The organism is Fulvivirga sediminis, from assembly GCF_016757215.1.
Classification (GTDB): domain Bacteria; phylum Bacteroidota; class Bacteroidia; order Cytophagales; family Cyclobacteriaceae; genus Fulvivirga; species Fulvivirga sediminis.
The window spans coordinates 188,466-207,987 of the sequence record NZ_JAESIY010000006.1; the positions used below are offsets into that span (position 1 = coordinate 188,466).

At 38.9% G+C, this 19,522-nt stretch carries 11 protein-coding genes; 4 read left to right on the top strand and 7 right to left on the bottom strand.

What is annotated here, in order from left to right:
* Positions 1–55 precede the first annotated feature (55 nt).
* Together JL102_RS12390 and JL102_RS12395 are read left to right on the top strand one after the other, a co-directional pair.
* A complete protein-coding gene (locus JL102_RS12390; protein ID WP_202244733.1) occupies positions 56–2,599 on the top strand; it encodes an ATP-dependent Clp protease ATP-binding subunit in 2,544 nt (847 codons plus the stop codon).
* Between the two features lie 141 nt (positions 2,600–2,740).
* Positions 2,741–4,612 carry an outer membrane protein assembly factor BamB family protein gene (locus JL102_RS12395; RefSeq protein ID WP_202244734.1) on the top strand — a complete coding sequence of 624 codons (1,872 nt, stop codon included), beginning with the start codon at positions 2,741–2,743 and terminating at the stop codon, positions 4,610–4,612.
* A 42-nt stretch (positions 4,613–4,654) separates the two neighbouring features.
* Here JL102_RS12395 and JL102_RS12400 read toward each other — a convergent pair whose 3' ends face one another.
* From JL102_RS12400 to JL102_RS12425, 6 genes are all read right to left on the bottom strand, one after another.
* Entirely contained in the window at positions 4,655–6,754 is a 2,100-nt protein-coding gene (locus tag JL102_RS12400; protein ID WP_202244735.1) for a VWA domain-containing protein, read from the bottom strand.
* A gap of 83 nt (positions 6,755–6,837) precedes the next feature.
* A complete protein-coding gene (locus tag JL102_RS12405) occupies positions 6,838–7,956 on the bottom strand; it encodes an AEC family transporter (protein ID WP_202244736.1) in 1,119 nt (372 codons plus the stop codon).
* A gap of 87 nt (positions 7,957–8,043) precedes the next feature.
* Entirely contained in the window at positions 8,044–9,231 is a 1,188-nt protein-coding gene (locus JL102_RS12410; protein ID WP_202244737.1) for a pyridoxal phosphate-dependent aminotransferase, read from the bottom strand.
* A 34-nt stretch (positions 9,232–9,265) separates the two neighbouring features.
* Positions 9,266–9,766: a hypothetical protein gene (locus JL102_RS12415; protein WP_202244738.1), complete on the bottom strand. Its 501-nt coding sequence runs from the start codon at positions 9,764–9,766 to the stop codon at positions 9,266–9,268.
* Between the two features lie 13 nt (positions 9,767–9,779).
* Positions 9,780–12,734 carry a TonB-dependent receptor gene (locus JL102_RS12420; protein WP_202244739.1) on the bottom strand — a complete coding sequence of 985 codons (2,955 nt, stop codon included), beginning with the start codon at positions 12,732–12,734 and terminating at the stop codon, positions 9,780–9,782.
* Positions 12,735–12,921: 187 nt separating this feature from the next.
* Positions 12,922–14,190, bottom strand: a complete 1,269-nt coding sequence (locus tag JL102_RS12425) for a replication-associated recombination protein A (protein WP_202244740.1) — start codon at positions 14,188–14,190, stop codon at positions 12,922–12,924.
* A gap of 130 nt (positions 14,191–14,320) precedes the next feature.
* Here JL102_RS12425 and JL102_RS12430 point away from each other — a divergent pair, with 130 nt between their 5' ends.
* Positions 14,321–14,500: a PLDc N-terminal domain-containing protein gene (locus tag JL102_RS12430; protein WP_202244741.1), complete on the top strand. Its 180-nt coding sequence runs from the start codon at positions 14,321–14,323 to the stop codon at positions 14,498–14,500.
* Here the strand turns inward: JL102_RS12430 and JL102_RS12435 are convergent.
* On the bottom strand, positions 14,497–15,519 hold the full coding sequence (locus tag JL102_RS12435) for a threonine aldolase family protein (protein WP_202244742.1): 1,023 nt from the start codon (positions 15,517–15,519) through the stop codon (positions 14,497–14,499). The genes JL102_RS12430 and JL102_RS12435 overlap by 4 nt on opposite strands.
* Before the next feature lie 347 nt (positions 15,520–15,866).
* On the opposite strand from JL102_RS12435, the gene JL102_RS12440 reads away from it, so the two are divergent.
* Complete coding sequence (locus tag JL102_RS12440; RefSeq protein WP_202244743.1) at positions 15,867–19,520, top strand: glycosyl hydrolase family 18 protein; 3,654 nt, start codon at positions 15,867–15,869, stop codon at positions 19,518–19,520.
* Positions 19,521–19,522 lie beyond the last annotated feature (2 nt).

Below are 19,522 nucleotides of genomic sequence, written 5' to 3' on the forward strand. Positions count from 1 at the left end.
GGTATTTATATTTAAGTTATTATACATTTACACTAGTCACTAGAATTGCTCAAATATGGAAGCAAAATTTTCAAATAGAGTTAAAGAAGTAATTTCCCTTAGTAGGGAAGAGGCGTTGAGGCTTGGGCATGACTATATAGGTACTGAGCATCTTCTACTTGGCATGATAAGAGAAGGGGAGGGTGTAGCTGTAGGTCTGTTGAAAAAGCTAGGGATATCGTTGGAAGATCTTAGAACGTCTGTAGAAAAAGTTTCTAAAGGAACTGCTTCTCATGACGTAAAGAACCTCGCTAATATTCCTCTGACTCGTCAATCAGAGAAAGTACTAAAAATAACATATCTGGAAGCTAAAATTTTCAAAAGCCAGCTTATTGGCACTGAGCACTTGTTATTAAGCATCCTTAGAGATGATGATAACATTGCCACTCAGATTTTAGAGAAATTTGATGTCAACTATGATGTGGTGAAAGAACTATTGGAGTATCAAGCAGAAAACCCAATGGCATCTTCAGACACTGATGACCCTGACGAAGATTCATCTAAAATATTTGGAGGCGGCTCAAGCGCAGGATCAGGTAAGGACAAAAAAGGAACTGAAAAATCTAGAACTCCGGTTTTAGATAATTTCGGAAGAGACCTTACTAAGCTAGCCGAAGAAAATAAGATGGACCCTATTGTTGGTCGTGAGAAGGAGATTGAACGCGTAGCTCAAATACTAAGTAGAAGAAAGAAAAACAATCCTATTCTTATAGGTGAACCGGGGGTTGGTAAAACAGCTATTGCGGAAGGCCTGGCTTTAAGAATCATTCAAAAGAAAGTATCTAGAGTACTCTTCGGAAAGAGGGTAGTTACTCTTGATTTGGCTTCTCTTGTAGCTGGAACCAAGTACAGGGGTCAGTTTGAAGAAAGAATGAAGGCCGTAATGAACGAGCTAGAAAAGTCTCCTGAAGTGATACTTTTCATAGATGAGCTTCATACAATCGTAGGTGCCGGTGGCGCTTCAGGGTCATTAGATGCTTCTAATATGTTCAAACCAGCCTTGGCACGAGGAGAAATCCAATGCATTGGTGCTACCACGCTTGACGAGTATCGCCAGTACATAGAAAAAGATGGAGCCTTAGCCAGACGTTTCCAAATGGTAATGGTAGATGCCACTACCCCTGAGGAAACTATCCAGATATTGGACAACATTAAAGAAAAATATGAGAGCCACCACCATGTAGATTACACACCCGAAGCTATTGAAGCTTGTGTGAAACTATCTGACAGGTATATCAGCGATCGTTATCTACCAGATAAGGCCATTGATGTACTGGATGAAGCTGGTGCTCGTGTTCATATTAACAATATCCACGTGCCTGATGAAATAGTAAAGCTTGAAGCTGCTATTGAGGACATTAAGGATGAAAAGAATAAAGTAGTTAAAAGCCAGAAGTACGAAGAGGCTGCACAACTAAGAGATAAAGAGAAAAAACTTTTAGAGCAGCTTGAGCAAGCCAAAGTACGCTGGGAAGATGAAACTAAGAGTAAGCGCTATACGGTAGATGAAGATCATGTAGCTGATGTTATTGCTATGATGACCGGAATACCTACTAAGCGAATTGCCCAAAAAGAGAGCAATAAGCTTCTCGGCATGAACAACGAGCTTAGCGGAAAAGTGATTGGACAGGACGAAGCGATCAAAAAACTTACTAAGGCCATTCAAAGAACCAGGGTAGGATTAAAAGACCCTAAAAAACCTATAGGTTCATTCATATTCTTAGGTCCTACAGGAGTAGGTAAAACAGAGCTAGCAAAAATGCTATCTACTTACCTATTCGACAAAGAGGACAGCTTGGTGCGCATTGACATGAGTGAGTATATGGAGAAATTCTCTGTATCCAGACTGGTAGGAGCGCCTCCGGGATATGTAGGATATGAAGAAGGTGGCCAGCTCACTGAAAAGGTAAGAAGAAAGCCTTACAGCGTAGTATTACTAGATGAAATTGAAAAAGCACATCCTGATGTATTTAACTTATTGCTTCAGGTGCTTGATGACGGTATACTTACGGATGGCCTAGGAAGACGAGTTGATTTCCGAAATACCATCATTATTATGACTTCTAATATTGGAGTTAGAGACTTAAAAGACTTTGGAGCAGGTATAGGTTTCGCCCCTTCATCTCGTAAGAATAATGAAGATGAAGTAATGAAGGCCACCATACAGAGTGCCCTTAAAAAGGCCTTTAGCCCTGAGTTCTTAAACAGGCTTGATGATGTAATTGTATTCAACTCTTTACAAAGAGAAGACATCCATAAGATCATCGATATTACCTTAGACAAGCTTTTCCAAAGAATAAAAGCGTTAGGTTATGAGGTAGAATTAACTACCGCTGCCAAGGATTTCTTATCTGAAAAGGGGTATGATCCTCAATATGGGGCAAGACCTCTAAACAGAGCAATACAAAAGTACCTTGAAGATCCGGTAGCAGAAGAAATTCTTAAAGGTGAACTAGAAGATGGTGCTATCATATTAGCTGATTATGATGGCAAAGGTGAAGAGCTAAAACTAAAAGCGAAAAAGCCTAAAACTTCTAAGAAAGAAGGTAAAGAAGAATAATTTCTTAAAAATCATAAAAAAAGCCTTTCCATTAGTTTGGAAAGGCTTTTTTGTTTTCTAACAGTTCAATAGAATCTTTTCTATTTCAAATTGATTTTTTTCTCATAACTTTCCAGACAAAACAATACATTAACATTTTTTATGAAAAAATCTTTATTTTTTAATTTGTCATTATTGATGATATTCCTTTCATCAATATCTTATTCCCAGGAAAAGCTCTGGAAAATCAACTTAAAGGCTAAGCTTAACAACGTTAGTTGGATAGAGCAAGCTAACAATGGTGTAATAATAGCAGCTGGAGACAAAGGACTCATGGCTCTTGACAACAGCACGGGTGAAGAAATTTGGTTCAATAGTGAATTAAAAGCCGTGGATCGCAGCTCATTTCAAAATGTAGAAGGACTACCTCTATTTTTTGCAGAGTACTACCCATTAGCTGCAAAAAAAAGAGCGTTGATCATCAATGCCTCTAATGGAGATATTGTTTATAGCACACAAACTGACGGCTATAGCATTAAAGCATACCATATCATACCGGAAGAAGCATGCATCCTTTTTGAACTAGTAAGTGAAGGGGAACGAAATTTAATGAAATTTAGCCTTAAAAACTGGAAGTCTGAATGGACAGTCAACTTAGGAAAAATCAAAGGCTTAACTAATAAATTAAATAACCTGTCAGGACTAAGCTTCATCACTCAAGGACCTTTATTCAGCCAAAACGAAGAACTGATAATAGCTATCAAATCTGAAGTTTACGTAATCAATAAAAATACTGGAAGCCTCATCTGGGACTATAGCGCAGATAAAGACATAACAACCTTGGTGCATTCAAAGCTAAACAACAGCTTATATGTGGGGGTTAAAAACAGCAAAAGACTTACTGTGTTAGATCCTGCAACAGGAAAAGATATTACACCTGGAAAACTGAAGTTAAAAGGCTCCATGCTGGACATTGTTCAGGACGAAGCTGGCCATTTGGTATTAGTAGAAACAGAAGGGTTCAACTTAATAGATCCAAAAAGTGGTGAACTCATTTGGAAAAAAAGCTATAAAATTGAATACCTAGATGAAGTAATCCCTTACGAAGATGGGTTTATTGCCATTGGTAAAGACGAAAAAAATGGCTCTATTTCCTATGTTGATAAAGATGGAAAAAAAGTATGGGACAGTAAAGTTAAAGGATATGCTTATTACGCTACTCCTACACAATCAGGTATACTTTACGTTTCCACTCAACGATCTAACATCCTTAGTTATAAAGACGGTAAAGATGTGTGGGACAAGGATGTTAAGTTTAAATCTATTCCTGCGGTAACTTATGACGAAAAAGAAAATAAAGTAATCCTTTTTGAGAATAAAAATGGATATAAGTTTGACCTAACAACAGGCGTTATCACTGTATTTGCTGAAGATGTAGAGTTGGAAGAAGTGAAAAAATCAACACCTCTTGAAGCCGAGTACTTACCTGCAGGATACTTCATCACTGCTGATCAACATGCTTCTCTTCTTAGCCCTGATGGAAAAGTAGTATATACTAAGTATTTCCCTCCTGTTACTTCTGTTGGTGGATTAACTAACTTAGCTCAAAAAGGTTTGGCTGTAGCCGGAGTAGATATTGACATAGAAGGCTCACTCAATAACCTAAAAACTCTTAAAAGTTTAGGAAATGGGGCCTATAGATCTGCAGGAGATCAAAATGAAGGCACATCATCTACTAGTGTAGTAGCTGGATTATATGTTGGTTCTGATGCAAGCACAATGGCCACTGTTTTTGAAATCACTAAAACCAGATATTATAACTCTCGCAACTCTAAAGACCACAAGTTCATCCTCACAAAACAAAAGAATGAAGACAGCGGTCGTAATTTTATCTTTGCCATCAATAAAAGTACCGGAAACATTGACTATAAAATAGAACTTATAGACAAAACGCCTAGCTACATAGTTGACGAAGTTGATAAAAGAGTTTTCGTAAATGAGAACAATCAAGAAATAACTTGCTACAAACTATAAATGAAAAGGAGTTGCTCTTAGTGTGAGCAACTCCTTTTTTCATTAATAGGATCCACTATATTTCCGAATAAACCACTCTGTTGAAATCAAAGCTAACAGTAAAAAGAACAGCCATTTCAACTGTATAAAAGGCAAATACTTCTCTTGACTATGAATAATACCTTTAGCCTTATTCTCTACTAATTGCGCTTCCAGCTTATTCATTTCTGAAGAATGATAAAAATCCCCACCCGATTGGTCTGATAACTTCCGCAATAAATTAAAATCTGCTGTGAGGTTAAGATTTTCTAACTGTAATTCCTTCACCAAAAACTCCCCTTTCACCTCTCTCCTGCTATTAGACAATAAGGTAGATGCGGTATATGTATACACACCTTCATCTAAACCACTGATCACGTAAGTAGTGTTATTTTCATTAGTCACATAGGAATAATTAAAACTTTCTCCCTGAGAATTTTCGATTACCAGATCTATTTTATTTCCATAAACCCTTTCATAAAGCTCATTGTAAACTTCTGTATCAAAAATCACTTTTTCATTAGTAAGGAATTCATTCTTTAATGGATAAACTTTAAACTTCCTTTTATCTTCTTTAGATGAAAGGTACTGGATCAATTTTGTAATCAACTCGTTAAAAAGATCATTATTACCCTTACTAGCATAATCAAACATTCTCCATTTCCATATTCCATCTGCCAATATAAGACCCTTCTTCAAGCTCCCTTCAGCACTTACCGCGATCAACGGCTTGGCCGTCTCAATACTCCCGACCTTTTGCTTAAGCAACATTTCTGCTCCTTGGCTCTGATTAATTCTGCCGAAAGGCACAACTATTGGCGGCCAATTTTTAAAAGCTTGCTGCAATTCATCTGTGAGTTTGAAGCTAGAGAACCCCTGATTAAAAGAAGCCGCTACATTATCATACTCATTAGGAACTGCCTGAATAGAAAGCACGCCATTTAATTGATTAAAAGAAGACATTCTAGTATTACCCCCATAGACATACAAAGTAGAAACCTCATCTTTTGCCATTCTTTGTCTAAACCTGTTATCCATATTCCGACCATCTGGCAACTGATGAAAAATCACTAAATCGTATTTTTTTGTAGAAGCATTAAGCCTGTTAATATCCTTAGGAATGCTCATTATATATTCATCAATACTGTAATTGGCATTACTTTCAATGGCTGCCTTAATAGCCTTAATATCAGGATGCGGTGCTGATGCCACGATAGCTATTTGTTCCTTCCCTTCTATCACCTCTACATACGCCTGCTTTACATTATTAGAATAAGTAAACTCACCATCTTTGCGACCTACTTCTACTTGGTAACGTTGAAATCCGCTATTTTCAGCATCTATTAAAAAAGAAACTTCCCGAGGTTCACCTGACCTACCGAGCATTACGTTTTTCTTATCTATGAGCTTTCCACTCTTACTCACTGATACCGTCACACTTTGATTATCAAAGTTTTTATGATCTACCTGTACAGCAAGAGGAAACTTATTTCCCTGATAAGAAACTTTATTATAAAGTAATGAGGATATGGATATATCTGATTTAGGAATGGTATCTCCCAAACCTATCGTATTAATTTTAAAATTATAATCTGAAAATGTAGGCGAAATACCCTGATTATAAATACCATCAGAAACCAACACTACAGAGCCCAAATTCCTACCTTCGTAGTCAGATTTTATCTTATCAAGTAAGTTATTTAAATCAGTTGACTGCTCAGAATAATGGATCTGATCTGGCATTTCAGCTAAAGTTTCACCAGAAAGGGTTCGATACTCTATTCGCTGCCCGCCTGAAACCTGCTCACCTAGTGCATTGAGTTTATCTTTTATTTGAAGCAGCCTAGAACTATCATTCACCTCAGATATTGAACCTGAATTATCTATGGCTACCACAATAGTAGGTTCTTCTACATTATTAATTACCTGCTTTAGCACAGGAGAAACTAACAAGGCAGCTAAAGCAGCCACTACTATACTTCTAATAACAAATAATACTCTGTTGGTTTGAACAGACCAAGGTCCATTTTTATGATACAGCAGGTAAGCATATCCTAAACCGGCTAATAAACATAGTAAAATGAACCAAGGCGAGCTTTCAAAAATTAACGCTGGTTTCTGCATCACATAGCTTTAAACGATGTAGCGCAAATTAAGGTATATTCAACTAAGGTAAAAACGAAGTATTACATAAATTAGAAGTACTATCAATCAGTCTGCTCCACCATTTCACCTTGAGTTTTGTAATCACTACTAAAAAACCTTCTGAGCCATCTCGGCAAAATACCAAATGCTAGTAATGCTACCCCTGACATAAGAAGTATCGGCATGTGCACAAAAACCAACCCTGAAGACAATATAGATAGTATCAATATAGTAGAAAAAGGCAGTGAACAGGCCAATACCAAGACGGCCAATTCGGAATCAAAAGTTTTGTTTTCTTCGGCAACATCCTTTAACTCTTCTTTCAAGGAAAAAGCTGACATGTGAGCAAAGGGCCAGAAGCTACATGAGCTAAGAGGAAAAACGATAGCCAATAGTGCAGTGGCCCCAGTGAGACCGAGACTGAATATAAGTATTCCACTTAACAATAAAGATATACCGGCTCTACAACAAAGCACTGAAACAACCAGAGCAACACCCCCCTTTTTCACCTTAACCGCCAAACCTATGAACATTAGCACCAAGGGAGTCATCAATGCACTCATTCTTACGAATGCATTAGACAAAAACTCTGGCAAATCCTCCATAGTAAAATCGAAACTCAACAAAACAAGCGCCAGAATAATAATGATATTAATAGGCTCCTTAAGAAGAGAACCTATCAAGCTCTTAATTTTACTTGATGAAGAGGAATGATCAGTTTGATTTCTTTTATAATACCAGTTCATGGCCACTATATATAAAAATATAAGACCAAATATTTTGTTACCTACATCTGCTAAAGCAGCATCTGCCAAAGGCTTATCTCCCAAATACTCCAAAATAAAAGGAAAGCATGAAAGCCCCGGAGCCAGAGAAGGCAATAACATTCTTATTGTTCTTCCTTTTGATGAGTCTCCAGAAATATTAAAAAACTTCAAAATCATCGGAGTCAACAAAAACATAGACACGTTAAAGACCAAAGCCAATAGAGGCAAAATCAGAAGTGAAAATTTAATATTTACACCCATCAACGCCACAAATATGGTAGCAGGTAAAGCGATAGTAAGAATAATGTTTTTTATCCCTGTGACCTGATCTTTGCTGGAAAATTTCTTTTTTAAAGCCAGACCTATTCCTATAAACAATACGAGGGTTATGGTTTTTTGTAAAGCTAATCCCATGGTTATATTAAATAAGAAGAAAGAAGTAAACAAGAACAGCCTGCTCCCTACATTCGAGAGCAAACCATTATAATTGAGGCTATTTCACTAACCTGCTACATCTTGAAGTGCTCCCGTAAACATTTTCATCTCATCCATTGTGCCCATACTTACACGGCACCAATCTTTACCTAGAATATTGAAAGACCTTACCCCGACTCCCTGAGCATACATTTTATCCAGAAAAGCCTGACCTTCCATAGCTATAGGAAAAATCATGAAATTGGTATAACTCGGCACATATTCAAAGCCGAGCTTTTTCAGGCTTTTATACACATAGTCTTTAGTATCATTATTCAGCTTTCTGGTTTTATTCTGAAATTCCAGATCATCCATGCTAGCCTTTGCCGCGTATACCGAAGGCAGCGAAATACCCATGCCACCCCTAGTAATTTTATTAATCCGGTTGAGAGTTTCTGGCAACCCCACCACATAACCAACTCTTAACCCAGCCATACCATGAATCTTAGAAAAGGTACGAGCTACTATTACATTTTTACCTTTACTTACTAATGACACCATACTTCTCTGATCCTTTTCAGGAAGAAAATCCAAATAGGCTTCATCTACAAATACTGGCACCTTTTCTGAAACCCTGGAGCAGAAATCATATAACGCATCTGCATCTGTGATGGTACCGGTAGGATTATTAGGATTACAGATATATACTAGTTTAGTGTTAGCATCTATAGCCTTTTCCATGGCATCAAGGTCATGCGACCAGTCCTCTTTCAAAGGAACAGGCTTCCACTCGGCTCCGGTAGCTTCTGCCACCTTCATTAATGACATATACGAGGGATCTGCTGATACTACATTACCCCCATTTTCAAAGAAAAAAACCATTCCTACTTTCTCCAATAAATCAGAAGACCCAGGACCCATAATTAAATGTTGACGAGAAACGCCTTCTTTCTCAGCAATTTTTTCTATCAGGTCCAATAGCTCCTTCCATGCATACCTGTTACCCAAATCGGCTTTCTCACGGAAAGCCGCCACTGCCTTAGGTGAAGGTCCGTAGGGATTCTCATTTGCGTTGAGCTTAGCTTTAAGTATCACCTCATGCCCATTGGCAGGGATATATTCTTTAAAAAAAGGGCTATATAATGCTCTTCCCTCCTTATCCATGTTTAAAGGAGCTTTCGCTGTTTCTCCAAATGATAGATGTGGAAGTAAAGCAGCCCCTCCAACAGACATAAGACTACTTCGAAGCCAGGTTCTTCTATTTATTGCGTTCATGTTTTGTGTTTAGTTTAGATTGTGTGTTGATTAATTATTTAGATCCTACGGGATCGTTATTTACGCCTATATTTCCAGAAGCAACAATAGTATTTTTATCACCGGTCAAATAAACATTTACATGGACATTCATTAACAAAATATTATGAAAGTAATTTAAGTCACTTATTACATAAAATTTTGATTGATAGAATTCTCCAGAATTTCCATCCACATCATATAGCGATAAAATTTCTTCTGTATTTTCACCTTTGCTTCCTGATAATATACTTACCGGATAGTAATTATCATCAGTGTTATAAAGAGCCAATTGTATGAGGGTATTGCCGCCTTGGTCTTTCCAAAAGACTACTCTTCCATAAATGTTAGTACCTTGACCTACCACACTATCTATTTCATAAGCATAGTATGATTGTACTGTACCTCCACCCTTAGCAGCTGTTGTAATAGGCTCCAGTCTCTCTTGCTCACATGAAGAGAGAATAATAGTAGTAGCTATAATAAATATAGTAAGAGTCAATGAATTAATTCTCATGATTGACACATTTTTAGAAATTGAAACTTAACCTTCCGAAATAATATGCTCCTGCAGAGCCTTGTTGATAATTTGAATAGATATAAAAATCTCTTTTCTCATACCTGACAATATCTGGGTAATTATTAAAGATATTATTACCCCCAACAGTAAGCATTAGCTGAGGAATGATCTTATAAGTCACCCCAAGATCTACTGTAGTCTGCGGAGAGAAAGTCTGGTCTGCATACCCTGATTGACCGTTATATAAATCTCTTATTTGGTTATCTCTGTCTGTTACTTCCCCGTAATAATGTCCTCTAAGCATAAAAGAAAATTTACCGATGCCGTAGGAGACGGAGCCTATGATATTAGCAGTAGGCGTACCTGTTTCAAACTGACCAACATCTCCCCTATCTACATATTTTTCTATAAGCTGCTGCTCAGTAAGCATTACATTGAGGTGCGGCACGTCAGCTCCTTCGAATTTATTTTCCCTGAAGGTTCCTGATAAAGTGGTGGTTAATACACCTCGACCAAGATTAGCACTGTAATTAGCCACTATTTCAAGACCTTGAGTACTTACATCTCCCCCGTTAATTCTAAAGCTACCTAAGCCTTTACCAATAATTGGCTCGAGCACCGGCGCGTCATCCTTGTCGAACTCACTGGTTTCAAATATTCTGTCTTTAATATCAATTCTATAGGCATCTACAGTAATCTCCAATTTATCAAAAAGCTTAGCAGCAAAACCAAAGCTGAAATTGGTAGATCGCTCTTCACTAAGCGCTTTAATTCCAATGGCCCTGGCCGCAGTACTGGTATTAGGATAAACGGTACCATCATAAGGTACAAGATCTACAAAGAAGGTATAAGTATGAGAATAATTCAGTTCCTGGAGTGATGGCGCTCTAAAGCCAGTACTGTATGATCCTCTAAGAGCAAAATCATCAGTGACGGAATACCTGGAAGCTACCTTCCCGGTAATCACACTTCCAAAATCAGAATAATTCTCTGCTCTGGCGGCTGTTCCTACCATCCATTTTTTGGTTACATCCAGCTCTAAATCTAGGTACGCAGCCATTACTGTTCTATACTCATTGCCTTCATTCTCTGGCCCAAAGCCCCTGAAGCACTGGCAATTCAGCGAATAGCCTTTTACAATGGCTTGGCTATAACCAGCATAAGGAAGAGTTATAAGATTTCCGTTAGCATCCACTATCGGCTCACCGGCCAAATTTTCTAAAGGAAAACCATCTGGCCCCACCAGCTCTTCATCATCTGATGATGCAGTTTTAATACCATAGTTTCCCGCTGTCCAGCTTTCTTCCTGACCTGCCTCTATCTGATAGTTTTCAATACGCATTTCCGTTCCTCCGGCTATATTGAGCCCCTTGAGCACATCATTTAAATACCTACTTACATCTATATTGGTGGTATTCTGAAAAAAAGAATGCTTCCCCAGATCCATATCAATAGGTGAATTAGGGCCTATACTGGCATTATAAGTATTAAACATACCTATGTTCATAGCATTGCTACCAAAGGTATTACTCACATCAAAATTGAAGTCACCCAGCTTACCATCAACACCGTTTGTGAAATATACATTTACCTGATTAGAATACATCTGAGGTCTAAAGCCATTAGGGTATAAATCATAGTTAAACCTATCCGTTTGAGATGCCCTTCTATAAAAACAGCTAAAACCCTCAGTATACTTAAAGCCAATATCCCCATAAGAGTAAAAGTTAGTGCTTTCACCTATTGGCATGCCAAGGTTATAAGACATGGACCCTAAGTTAATAGCCGGTTGCCCTGCGTAAGTAGCTGCATCGAGCTGATCGATACCACGGGCATTCATCAATCCCTCTACGGTTCTTAGTTCATCAGCCAAAGCCATATCTCCCGCAGCCAAAGCCTGCACCAATTCTGGATTGGTAATAATAGGCATACCGTTAATATCTGTTCTTTCATTATTTAAATAGCTGGAATTGTAAAGTGGGGCTCTATCCAAAGAAAGCACAGTAGGCCTAATGCTACGTTTATCTTGCCTGATAGCAGCTGTTAAATTCAAATACCCATCATTTTTAAACTGAAACCCATAGTTTGCCTGAAATTGATAGCTAAAGCCATCAGGGTCTGTTTCTCTTGTGAGTGCTAATTCTTCTGCCGTCAGATCACTACTACTAAAATCAGGAGCCATATTAGGATACCCTCCCGCAGTAAAGCTTCCTGAGAAGCGGCCTGTACCCTTTTTTTGCACAATATTCATTACGCCTGCAATAGCATCAGAACCGTACTGAGCGGCCGCGCCATCTCTAAGTATTTCTACTCTTTCTATAGAAGCTGTAGGTATAAAGCTCATATCTACGGCATTAGCCATAGTACCGGTCTGAGATGCATTTAACAAAGCAGATGTATGTCTTCTTTTTCCATTAATCAGCACTAGCATCTGATTGGGAGCCAGCCCCCGCAAGGTAGGAGGATCTACATGAGAAGAAAGGTCGGATCCTTGTGAGCGAACAGCATTAAAAGAAGGAGCTGTAGCCACCAACATATCTGCCAGCCCCATCTGAGGCATGTTGGTACTGAGTTCGTCTATGTTTATAATATCTACCGGAGCAGGAGTTTCCAGTTTAGTGCGTCCTTGAGCTCTGGAGCCGACCACCACTACTTCAGACAGCTGGGATGTAGCTTCCTTCATCTGTACATCAATAGTATTTTTTCCCGAGACATTAACCTCTATAGTTTCATAGCCAATAAAGGAAAAGGAAAGAGTAGCCCCTGTCGGGGCCTCAATGGAATAGAAACCATTCATAGAGGTAAGCGTACCTATAGAGGTTCCCTGAACCACTATGTTAACCCCTGGGATTGGCTTATTATCAGTTTCAGAACTTACTTTTCCTGAAACCTTAATAGTGTCTTGTGCCAATATTTTACTACAGCATAAAATAATGACACTTAACGCAAGTGCGGTTCTTTTCATTTGATTTAGGTTTAGGTAAGGCTTAAAATTTCAAATAACTGAACCAATAAAGAATATTATTCTGTTATTATCAATATATCCAAATTTTATTTTTTATTTAACCTAAACCTTGAATGAAAAGATTATTTACATTATTATTATAAAAAGAATAACTCTATAGGAAATCGATTGCGGCAACATACTGGAATTAATATCCATATTTATCTTTCCACAGGGCACGAAGACGCTTTCTCATTTCTTCTTCCCTAGCATTTTTACCTGGATCATAGAAAACTGAATTTTTAATCTCATCTGGCAAAAATTCCATAGGTGCAAAATTATTAGGATAGTCATGAGCATATTTATAACCTTGCCCATAACCTGAGTCTTTCATCAGTTTAGTAGGCGCATTTCTTATGGCCATAGGCACTTTTAAATCACCTGTTTGCTTCACAATCGCCCTAGCCCGATTAATGGCATTATAGCTAGCATTGCTTTTTGCAGAACAAGCTAAATAAGTAGCACACTGAGAAAGTACAATTTGCCCCTCAGGATACCCGATAACTGTAACCGCCTGGAATGTATTATTGGCAATAACCAAAGCGGTAGGATTAGCATTACCGATATCTTCTGAAGCAAGTATCAATAACCGTCTAGCAATATATTTAATATCTTCCCCTCCTTCTATCATGCGGGCTAAATAATATACAGCAGCATTCGGATCACTACCTCTTATAGACTTGATAAAAGCAGAAATAATGTCATAATGCTGCTCTCCCGATTTATCATAGATAGCCACCTTTTGCTGGGCTATGTCCATTACCTGCTGATCAGTAATACTTATCTCATCTCCTGGGATAGAATCACAAACCAGGTCCAGTAGATTTAATAGCTTACGTGCGTCTCCGCCAGCAATACTTAGAAGGGCGGCATGCTCTTCTAACTTAACAGTTTTCTTTTTCAGCTTCTCATCCTTATTCAGAACATGGTGAATAAGGTTTATCTGGTCCTGCTCGGTTAACGACTTTAGCGTATACACCTGGCTCCTACTTAGCAAAGCAGAGTTTACTTCGAATGAAGGATTTTCGGTAGTAGCACCAATTAAGGTAATAGTTCCTTTTTCCACAGCCCCTAAAAGTGCATCTTGCTGTGCTTTATTAAACCTGTGAATCTCATCAATAAAAAGAATGGCCTTAGACTGCCTCTTGGCCTTATCTATTACTTCTCTCACATCCTTTACTCCGGAACTAATAGCACTCAGAGTATAAAATGGAGAGTTTATTTCGTTGGCAATTATATTGGCTATGGTAGTTTTTCCTACTCCTGGAGGACCCCATAGTATCATAGAAGGAATAACTCCTGATTTAATAGTCTTCCTTAAAATACCATTCGGTCCCACCAAGTGCTCCTGTCCTATCAAATCTTCTAATTGAGTAGGCCTCATTCGCTCTGCCAGTGGTAAATTAAGATCAAACATGGTTATATTTTTTTCGTTTGTTTTACGGCAAATTTCAATATTATTTCAAAGGTGCCAATTACATTCAACTAAATTTGATTACTATTGTTATTAGGAACCAGTCACAATTCGAACCTAATCTCAAGAACCAATGGGCGGAATACTTTATTTAATAGGACTCATATGTGCCATATGGGTAATCTACGATGTGTGGGTCGTAAATAAATCAATGGATGAAACCACAAAAGTTTTATGGACCATTCTGGCAGTAATAGCTAATTTCTTAACAGCTATCATCTATTACTTTATCCATAAAAAAAGGGCCGTTTAAAATTTTAGCTTCTGAAGCACCTCTTCTGTATATTCCAACATCTGATCGGTAAAATCCAGATGAGTAACTAATCTTATCTCATTATTACCAAAACGGACTGCATAGATTTGGTGCTCTGCTAGCTGAGCCAAAACCTGCATAGTATCTACACCATCTACTAATTCAAAAATTACGATATTAGTATCTACGGGTAGTACCTGTTTAACGTATGCTCTATTTTTAAGTACTTCTTCCAGCTTTCTTGCTCTGGCGTGATCATCCTTGAGACGATCAATATTATTTTGTAGCGCATAAATTCCTGCCGCCGCTAAGTATCCGGCCTGTCGCATACCTCCCCCCATATATTTGCGTACTCGCCTGGCTTGATGTATAAGATCCTTAGTGCCTACAAGCAGAGATCCTACCGGAGCCCCAAGCCCCTTAGATAAACAAATGGAAATAGTATCAAAATACTGTCCATAATCTTCTGATGCATCCCCAGTTTCTACTAATGCATTAAACAACCTGGCTCCATCTAGATGTCTGGAAATTTTATGTCTTAAACAGAAATCTGAAATTGGCTTTATTTGCTGAAGTGAATAACAACTTCCTCCTCCTTTATTAACTGTATTTTCTAACGCCACAATAGAAGTAACTGGTGCATGAATATCATCAGGGTTTACCGCCTCTTGCACTTCTTTTAAAGAAACTCTACCTCTATCTCCTTTTAATAATTTAGTAGAAAGACCACTAGTGCCAGCAAGACCTCCGCCTTCGTATTTATAGATATGTGCCGCCTCATAGCAAATAACCTCTTGGTAAGGCTGTGACAACACTTTTAAACCTATTTGGTTTGTCATAGTACCAGAAGGACAAAATAAAGCCGCTTCCATTCCAAGCTTCTTGGCAGCCATTGCTTCCAGCTTGTTTACCTCTTCATCTTCACCAAAGACATCATCACCCACCTGAGCCATAAACATAGCATCTAACATGGCCTGAGTAGGCTTGGTAACTGTATCACTTCGTAAATCTACTTTCATATGACTTAAGGGTTTAATACAAAGCTATTTAAAACTCAGAGTACTCAACTAATGTTTACACATAAATTATAATTACACGATTTCAAATATACATCCATTATTAATGAACAAAACAATATATAATACATCGTTAAATAAAAAATACACAAATACAATATTCACTCGACCTCAATTTTATACATTTTAAAGATTCATTTTACACTTTAACTAAAAAATTATTTAAAAACATGTGCTATTACTAAATTGAATACAAATGGCGCGTCTCATGGTGTGCGCGCACACGCACTATTCCTCATTGAAATAATCGCGCTATTTTTAATTTTTTTTTCATTAAACAACCTAAAACCATGTACCAATCATTTTACTTAAGTACATTTTTCAGAAAGCTTCGGCTTCTTTACAAAAACCTGTTATACACACTGTTAATGCTTACACCTTACCTAGCATTAGCACAGGTAAACACAGGTGGAAACGCCACTACGTCTGATCACAAAAAGCAAGTGATCGGTTATATCACCAACTGGGATGCCTGGAAGAGTAGCGCAGCAGGACTACCTTCTGCGGGAGCTCTCACTCATATGAATATTGATTACTCCAAGTACACCATTTTAAACTACTCCTTCTTTGGAGTAGCCAATGATGGATCACTTCACAGTGGAGATCTGAGAAACAAAAACATATATAAAGAAGGCGCTGTGCAGCAGCCAGGCGATATATTTTACACTGATGTATACAGCAGCTGGGACTTACATATACTTTTCGGAGAGATTGAGCCTATACAATGGGTGAATGAACAAGTACAAGCACGCGCTCAAGAACAAGGTTTTCAGGTAGAAGTGGGAGGCACCACCTGGACTAACACCAATTGGGGCCTTAGTGGAAGCCTGCCTCTACCCCTACATAAAGAAGACGGCGCTCCCGGTCTCATTGAAATGGCACATAACCATGGTGTAAAAGTATTAGCTTCCATTGGTGGATGGAGCATGTGCAAGCATTTTCCTGAAATGGCAGCTGACCCTACTAAGCGAGCTCGCTTTATTGCTGATTGTCAAAAGCTAATCGCTACAGGCTTTGATGGCATTGACCTTGACTGGGAATACCCAGGCCCATACTCAGGAATGAACTTCACAGGATCTAATGCTGATTTCGCTAATTATACCACTTTGGTAACAGAACTGCGAAATGCGATTGGCCCAGACAAACTTATAACTGCCGCTATGTCTGCTGACCCCGTAAAACTTCAGGGCTTCAACTGGAATGTAATGACCAATGTGATGAATTACTTCAATATGATGACTTATGACTTTAACGGAGGTTGGTCTAACAAAGCGGGTCATAATGCCCCTGTGTATCCGTATGACGATGCTGAGGAGCCTACATTTAACTGGCAGTCTACTTATAATGCACTTATGGATCTGGGTGTACCTTCTAACATGGTAAACTTCGGCATACCCTTTTATGGAAGAGGTGTAATTACCCAAGGAAATGCCGCTTTAAATGCAGCAACCCAAAAAACCAGCGTAACGGTACAGCCCGACGGGCCTATCACGACTTGTGCTGACTACACAAACTGGCCTTTAGATGTATATGATGGTACCCCTAACTATTTCTTCATCAAGCAAAAGACCTCTTCTGGCTGGACCAGACATTGGGATGATCAGGCTAAAGTGCCTTACATGACTAATGGTAAATACTTCCTAAGTTATGATGACGAAGAGTCTATTGAAGTAAAGGCCAATTACATTAACGATCATCAGTTAGGGGGAACGATCATATGGACAGTATTTGGCGATTTAGAATTTAGTGGTAGCCCTACCAATTTTGGCACTAAACTTAAAAGGTGGTCTAACGTAAACTCTCCTTTAATCAACCTGATTAATGAAGAATTTGCCGACGGCGGTGACGAAGGTAGCAGCAACTTACCTCCAACCATATCTCTCACCTCACCTACTAATGGAGCTTCTTTTATTCAAGGATCAGCAATTACCCTAGAAGCAATGGCATCAGACAGCGATGGTTCAGTTTCTAGAGTGGAATTTTATAATGGTAGCGTGAAGTTAGGCGAAGACGCCTCAAGCCCATACCGCTACACTTGGTCAGGAGCGCCATCAGGAAGCTACACTCTTTCCGCCAAGGCCATTGACAACGAAGGAGCTACTTCTTCTTCATCCATAGCTATCACTGTAAACCCTGAAGATGATGGCGGCAACTGCCCCAACGCTAACTTTAGGGTAGTAGGATATATGCCAAGCTGGTCTGGCAGCGCCCAAGCCATACAATACGATAAGCTAACCCACATCAATTACTCTTTTATTTTACCTAATGCTGATGGCAGCCTACAATCCATAGAAAATGCAAGTAAGCTACAGCAAATAGTCACACTAGCACACGCCGCAGGAGTAAAAGTGCAAATTGCTATTGGAGGCTGGAATGACGGAAACGACTCAAATTTTATCTCACTCGCATCTAAGGTGTCTACACGAAATGCTTTCGTAACTAATGTAATGAACTTTGTAAACCAGTATAATCTAGATGGAGTAGACATGGACTGGGAGTACCCAAGGGAAGGTAACGAACCTCAAAACTATGAATCTTTAATGGAGGCCTTAGGATCTGCACTACATGCAGAAGGCAAAATTCTTACCGCAGCTGTAGTGGCATCTGGCTGGAATGCCGATGGCATTCTTGATGGAGTATTTGATGATATAGACTTTTTAAACTTAATGGCTTATGACGGAGGAAATGGCGCTGCTCACTCGCCTTACAGTTATGCTGTTTCTTGTCTTGACTACTGGCTAGGACGAGGACTTCCTGCCTCTAAAGCTGTATTAGGCGTTCCTTTTTACGGCAGACCAACATGGCAGTCATACAGTGCTCTTATCTCTCAAGGAGCAGATCCTTATGAAGACGTATTTAATGGCGTTTATTATAATGGCATCAACACTATTCAGCAGAAAACCAGCTTAGCTTTAGAGAGAGCATCTGGGATTATGATCTGGGAGTTATCTCAGGACACTCAGGATGATACCTCGCTGCTTACTGCAATAAACGCCTCATTAGGAGATTGTGAAGAAGACCCGGATGCTCCATCTGTTAGTTTCAGCAGTCCTACTAACGGCGAGAGTTTTATGGTGAATACTAGCATCAACCTTATAGCTTTGGCTTCTGATCTTGATGGCAGCATAACCAGCTTAATATTTAATGTAAATGGAGAAAACATAGTAGCCACAGCCAATGGCAGCACCTATTCTGCCACATGGAGCACTGGGGCCACTGGCTCATATATCATAACCGCTACCGCTACTGATAATGACGGCCTAACCAGCAGCAAACAAGTAACCATTTCTATTACGAATGGAACCGAATGCAATGCGCCAGCCTGGGGCTCTACTAATGTATATGTTAGTGGTGATCATGTGTCATATAATGGAATAGAATACGAAGCTAAATGGTGGACTCAAGGAGAAAACCCTGCCACTAATTCTTCTGGAGTATGGTTAGAAATAGGCCCTTGCGGCGATGATGATGGAGGAGGAAATGGCGGTGATTCTTGCAACTCTCCCGCCTGGAACAGCGGCACAGCATATGTAGGCGGCACCAGAGTATCTTACAATGGAATTGAATATGAAGCAAAATGGTGGACTCAAGAGGAAGACCCAGAAGTGAACCCTACCGGAGTATGGATAGTAGTCGGCCCTTGTACTTCAAGCATTGCAGCTAGAAAAACTTCTGATTCACAGGTAAATAATACTGAAATTAACGTTTATCCTAACCCTATTAAAAATAATGGAACCATAGAACTATCATTACCCCATGATACTTTCACTTCAATTATCCTATATAACCAACTAGGTAAGCAAGTGCAAACCGTTCTTTCCGAAAATTTGAAAGCCGGCAACCACCAAGTAGAATTTTCAACTGAAGAGTTACCAAGCGGTATTTATTTCTCAGAAATAAATACAGGTGACAAGATAAAAACTGTTAAGTTAATTAAGAATTAATC

Excerpts from the sequence above, each read along its gene's own strand:
- JL102_RS12390 (WP_202244733.1), top strand. The coding sequence starts at position 56 with ATGGAAGCAAAATTTTCAAATAGAGTTAAAGAAGTAATTTCCCTTAGT.
- JL102_RS12395 (WP_202244734.1), top strand. The coding sequence starts at position 2,741 with ATGAAAAAATCTTTATTTTTTAATTTGTCATTATTGATGATATTCCTT.
- JL102_RS12400 (WP_202244735.1), bottom strand. The coding sequence starts at position 6,754 with ATGCAGAAACCAGCGTTAATTTTTGAAAGCTCGCCTTGGTTCATTTTA.
- JL102_RS12405 (WP_202244736.1), bottom strand. The coding sequence starts at position 7,956 with ATGGGATTAGCTTTACAAAAAACCATAACCCTCGTATTGTTTATAGGA.
- JL102_RS12410 (WP_202244737.1), bottom strand. The coding sequence starts at position 9,231 with ATGAACGCAATAAATAGAAGAACCTGGCTTCGAAGTAGTCTTATGTCT.
- JL102_RS12415 (WP_202244738.1), bottom strand. The coding sequence starts at position 9,766 with ATGAGAATTAATTCATTGACTCTTACTATATTTATTATAGCTACTACT.
- JL102_RS12420 (WP_202244739.1), bottom strand. The coding sequence starts at position 12,734 with ATGAAAAGAACCGCACTTGCGTTAAGTGTCATTATTTTATGCTGTAGT.
- JL102_RS12425 (WP_202244740.1), bottom strand. The coding sequence starts at position 14,190 with ATGTTTGATCTTAATTTACCACTGGCAGAGCGAATGAGGCCTACTCAA.
- JL102_RS12430 (WP_202244741.1), top strand. The coding sequence starts at position 14,321 with ATGGGCGGAATACTTTATTTAATAGGACTCATATGTGCCATATGGGTA.
- JL102_RS12435 (WP_202244742.1), bottom strand. The coding sequence starts at position 15,519 with ATGAAAGTAGATTTACGAAGTGATACAGTTACCAAGCCTACTCAGGCC.
- JL102_RS12440 (WP_202244743.1), top strand. The coding sequence starts at position 15,867 with ATGTACCAATCATTTTACTTAAGTACATTTTTCAGAAAGCTTCGGCTT.